Source organism: Clostridium punense, assembly GCF_017874425.1.
GTDB classification, from domain to species: Bacteria; Bacillota; Clostridia; order Clostridiales; family Clostridiaceae; genus Clostridium_J; species Clostridium_J punense.
On sequence record NZ_JAGGLL010000075.1, the window covers coordinates 1 to 5092 of the forward strand.

A 5092-nucleotide genomic window follows, 5' to 3' on the forward strand; every position below is an offset into this window, starting at 1 on the left:
GGCCCTGTTGGTCCTGTTGGCCCAGGTACTCCTTGGAATCCTTGTGGACCCTGTGGTCCTGTTGCTCCAGTAGCTCCTGTTGATCCTGCTATTCCCTGGAATCCTTGTGGTCCCGTTGGTCCTACTGGCCCTTGTGGTCCTGTAGCTCCAGTTGCTCCGGTAGATCCTGCTATTCCTTGTAATCCCTGTGGTCCGGTTGGTCCTACTGGCCCTTGTGGTCCTGTAGCTCCAGTTGCTCCGGTTGGTCCTGCTATCCCTTGTATTCCTTGTGGTCCTGTTGGTCCTACTGGCCCTTGTGGTCCTGTAGCTCCAGTTGCTCCGGTTGGTCCTGCTATCCCTTGGAATCCACGTGGTCCTGTTGGTCCTACTGGTCCTGTTGGTCCTGTAGCTCCAGTTGCTCCTGTAGATCCTGCTATTCCTTGGAATCCCTGTGGTCCTTGTGGTCCTGTTGGTCCAATAGCACCAGTTGGTCCTGTTGGCCCCTGTATTCCTTGGAATCCCTGTGGCCCTTGTGGTCCTGTTGGCCCCTGTGGCCCAGTTGCTCCAGTAGCTCCTGTTGATCCTGCTATTCCTTGAAAGCCCTGTGGTCCTTGTGGTCCTGTTGGCCCTTGTGGGCCAGGTGATCCTGTGGCTCCAGTTGATCCTGCTATTCCTTGAAATCCTTGAGGCCCTTGTGGTCCTGTTGGCCCTATTGCACCCGTTGGTCCTGTTGGGCCTTGTATTCCTTGAAAACCTTGAGGTCCCTGTGGTCCTGTTGGCCCTGCTATACCTTGAATACCCTGCGGCCCTGTTGGTCCAGGTATTCCCTGTGGGCCCGCTGGTCCAGTTGGGCCAGTAGGTCCTGGAATAGGACATGGACATGGAGGAGGACATGGAGGAGGACATGGACAATTTTCTATTTCACATAATATCAATAATATAACTAACAACTTAAGCTTTGTTGGTAAGTTACAGTTATTATAACTCATGTCTAATGCCACCTTTATATAAATATAGTAGAGTATTATTTACTCTACTATATTTTATGAATAGATAATTTTAATGTTACAAAATATGTACAACTCAGCTTAAAATTTGTTGGTATTTAAATAAAATCTTATATAAAATGCTTAATATATAAATTTACATTTTATAGTACTATAAATAAATGAATTAATAAAATCTTTTTAAAATAAATATACTGAAGTTTATGCTAGTTAAGGACATACCTTTATTTATATTCTTAAGTAAGAAATTTCAAATTATTACCACAACAAAAAACCATATACTTGTTTTAGTATATGGTTAAATTTATAAACCCATCGGTGTTTATACAACTAATTTATTTATTCATTAATTTTTCTAATAAATTTGATATTTCATCCAATTTAATATCTAAGTTGTCTTCACAACATGCATCTTTTATACAATGGTGAAGATGCTGCTTTATTATTAAAGCATTTGCTTTTTTTAGTAATGATATTGATGATATAATTTGATTTGAAACATCTATGCAATATCTTTCATCTTCAATCATCTTTACTATACCTTCTATTTGTCCACGTGCTATATTTAGATATTTAATTGCATCCTTTTTTTCTTTATTCATGCGGTTTCCTCCTTTAAAAGGCACCCCCTAGGGGTATAAAACTATAATATAACATTACACTCTAAAAATCAACTCTATAATTGTTAAGTTATATAAAGGAATGAATTAAATTTTTAAAATTTATAAATTTTATGAAGTTTATAACTCTAAATTACTTTTTAATTATTTATTGATTTATTATTCAAATAAATTCTTATATATCCCATAACCTTGTTTTTCTAACTCAATTACTGGAATAAATCTTATGGAAGCACTATTAATGCAATACCTTAATCCGCCTCTATCAATAGGACCATCAGAGAATACATGCCCTAGGTGTGAATCAGCTAATTTACTTCTAACTTCTATCCTATGCATACCGTAGCTAAAGTCTTCTTTTTCTCGTATATTGTCTCTTACTAATGGTTTTGTAAATGATGGCCATCCACACCCTGAATCAAATTTATCTAAAGAGCTAAATAGTGGTTCACCAGAAACCACATCCACATAAATACCTGGTTCTTTATTATTATAGTATTCATTTATAAATGGTTTTTCTGTTCCATTCTCTTGAGTCACTAAAAATTGCATTAATGTAAGTTTACTCTTTAATTCTTCTTTAGTTGATTTTTTAAAAATTTCATCTCTCATTCAGTATTTTCCTTTCTTCATATATTCATAATTCTATTAATGTACTGATATTCTATACAAACTCTTGCTATGTTAAAAGAGATAATATTATAATATTACCTCCTTAAAATACTTATTTACTATTCTCTATTTGCTCCAAGTATGCAAATACATTTTCACTCCAAAATCCATATAACTTAGGATCAATTTCTTTTACATAACTCAGGAACTTATCTAACCTGTGTCTCTTATGCATTCCCTTCATTAAATGCCTAGGATAAGGCATTTCTCGATCAAAGTTATTTTTTGGATCGATTACCTTGATAGAATAATCTGGTTGCACATATAAGTCCTTACATCTAATATCAAGCTTTTTATAATGCAGTTTTTTAAAATCTTTTATAAGCTTAACAATACTTTCAGCTAATTGAAAATTAAATTCATTTTTGTTTAAATATTTATCGAGACGAATTCCTTCTACATAATCTCTTATTATGTAAAATCTACCATGACCATATACTTTTGGAAACGCAGTACATTTCTTAGAACGTCTTAGTACCTCATACTCCTTTTTGCATACTTTTTCTTCATTAAATATTTTAATTATGGTCTGCTCATCAATCCTATATACTACACCATTATTGCCTTTTCCTAGAAACTCAGAATTTTTTATTATGTTTTCTACTCTTTCACTTAAATAAATTGGATTAGTAAAATGCCTTGACACATATTTCCTCCAAAACATTATTTTCTATTATATTATATGCTACATATCCAAGAATAATATATTTAATTATAATAAAAAAATACCTCTTAAATTCTTAAGAGGTATTTTTGGTGCAGATGAAGGGAGTCGAACCCCCACGCCGAAGGCGCTAGATCCTAAGTCTAGTGCGTCTGCCAATTCCGCCACATCTGCATGCTAAGTAAAGTTATGCTGGTGCAGGTGATGGGACTTGAACCCATACGTACGTGGTACACACGCCCCTCAAACGTAAAAGTTTCAAAAATTACCTGAACCATTTGAAATAACTATGTTACAATACGTTATAAATATATTTATCACGTACGTCCATGTATTTCTTATAAACACATTGTACATTAGATTTTACCTAGTGTCAATAACTTTGTAAGTAAATACCATAATAAAATTATATAAATAAAAAGTAACCCCTTTCACTATATAAACAATTGTGAAGTTACTTTTTAAGCATATAAAATAAATATTTACTCTATAATTAGGTTATTTAACCACCCTTTTACTTCCAATTATAATTCCAAGTACCATCTGAACCAAATACTTCTAAATAATACCATCCATCAGATTTTACATAAACAGTTTTATCTACTACATAATCACCTATTTCATTTACTATAACTTTTACTAGCTCTTGATTAGAGTTTAGTAGTTTCATTATAAAATTACCACTTCCAGTATATTTCCCTGTAAAGTGTATTCCACCATTTTGAATATATATCTTCCAAATTTGCTTTCCATCTTTATCAACAATTTTTTGAGGTTCATATTTTTTTCTTTCCTCTGCTCTTGCTTGTTCTTCAGCTTTTGCTTTTGCTTCTTCTTCCTTTTGTTTTACTTTTGCTTCTTCTGCAATCTTAGCATTGTTCATTTCTGTATATTTATTCTTTGCATTTACTAACTCCTCATTGTTTGGAGAGTTTGTTAGTGCGTTATTAATCATACTTATTGCACTATCATAAGATTTAGCATCTGCAAGTTTTTTAGCACCTTCAAGTGCTTGAATAATTAACTTAGGTTTACATTCTTCAATTTTTTCTTGAGCTACTAAGTAATTGTCTTTATCTATTTCTTTAACACTTTTTAAATTATTATATGCAACTTTATAGTCACTTCTATTGAATGCCTCCATTCCAGTAGTAAAACATTCGTATGAAAATTTTAAAACATCAATAAGCTCTGATTTTTCCTTTAAATCTAAGTTTCGATTTAACTTTTTAGCTTCATCAAGTTTTATTAACGCTCCCTTATAATCTTTTTGAGTAACCAAATATTCTGCATTAACTACACATTCATCAGCTTGCTTATACAAATTATTTGTCCTTACGATTAGTACAACTGCTAATGCAACAACTCCAATTGCGATAATACTTAAAATAATCGCTTTTGGTGACATCTTCCTTACATTTGAACTACTTTCTTTTACAGTTATTAACTCTTCTTGATTATTATCCCCCATATTCATTAACCCCTTTATTTATAAATAATATTACAATATCAATTATAAGATATAAAAACACATTTGTTAACAAAATTATAAAATAAATATAATTTTTACAATATATAGATTAATTTTCTAGTATTGCATTTGTATTTTACATAATCACTTTTTAATAATGTTGATTACTATCAAAATTTAGTGTATAAAACTTAAATTTTATTATGCTTTTGTAATTATATCTAAGCAAGCCTACATACTCTATAACTAGAATACTATTGACCACTTCTTGTTGTAAACTATCCCCCTACTACGAAAAACAATAACAGGAACTATAAGTTTATTTAAAATAATAACAACAAATTTACATTACTTTTGCTTATATTCCTATAAATTCATCTTAATTTGAGCCTTTAAGCTTATTATCGTAGTTTATTATCGTTAACCGCCGATAAAATGCTTTAAATCTTAAAATTGCTCTATATTGCTCTAATAAATAGGGTGTTTTTATGTGATTATTTTAAATTTATAACATAGAGAATTTTTTTATTAATGAAATCTATATTGACATGGTTTATCTAAAATTAAAAAAGAAGGTATTTATTGAGGTCACTGAAAAAGTGACCTTTTTTTCTTTTTCAAAAAGGATTTTTAGCTTTTATGTAGAATATATAAAGTAAAGACTTTTTAGAATAAGGTG

At 31.6% G+C, this 5092-nt stretch carries 4 protein-coding genes, 1 tRNA gene and 1 pseudogene; all 6 read right to left on the reverse strand.

The window, feature by feature from the left end; translation table 11 throughout:
• Positions 1–968 (reverse strand): annotated as a pseudogene (locus J2Z44_RS21115) (hypothetical protein); the annotation flags it as partial.
• A gap of 353 nt (positions 969–1321) precedes the next feature.
• Positions 1322–1588, reverse strand: a complete 267-nt coding sequence (locus tag J2Z44_RS21120; RefSeq protein ID WP_021282610.1) for a metal-sensing transcriptional repressor — start codon at positions 1586–1588, stop codon at positions 1322–1324.
• A gap of 177 nt (positions 1589–1765) precedes the next feature.
• A complete protein-coding gene (gene msrB, locus J2Z44_RS21125) occupies positions 1766–2218 on the reverse strand; it encodes a peptide-methionine (R)-S-oxide reductase MsrB (RefSeq protein WP_021282611.1) in 453 nt (150 codons plus the stop codon).
• Between the two features lie 112 nt (positions 2219–2330).
• Positions 2331–2924, reverse strand: coding sequence for a hypothetical protein (locus J2Z44_RS21130; protein WP_021282612.1), 594 nt, complete (start codon positions 2922–2924; stop codon positions 2331–2333).
• Positions 2925–3032: 108 nt separating this feature from the next.
• A tRNA-Leu gene (locus J2Z44_RS21135) sits at positions 3033–3116 on the reverse strand.
• Between the two features lie 340 nt (positions 3117–3456).
• Positions 3457–4413 (reverse strand): hypothetical protein, encoded by a 957-nt coding sequence (locus tag J2Z44_RS21140; protein ID WP_021282613.1) that lies wholly within the window; start codon positions 4411–4413, stop codon positions 3457–3459.
• Positions 4414–5092: the final 679 nt, after the last annotated feature.

Bases quoted from the DNA above. Each gene is read 5' to 3' on its own strand.
- J2Z44_RS21120 (WP_021282610.1), bottom strand. From the start codon at position 1,588: ATGAATAAAGAAAAAAAGGATGCAATTAAATATCTAAATATAGCACGT.
- msrB (WP_021282611.1), bottom strand. From the start codon at position 2,218: ATGAGAGATGAAATTTTTAAAAAATCAACTAAAGAAGAATTAAAGAGT.
- J2Z44_RS21140 (WP_021282613.1), bottom strand. From the start codon at position 4,413: ATGGGGGATAATAATCAAGAAGAGTTAATAACTGTAAAAGAAAGTAGT.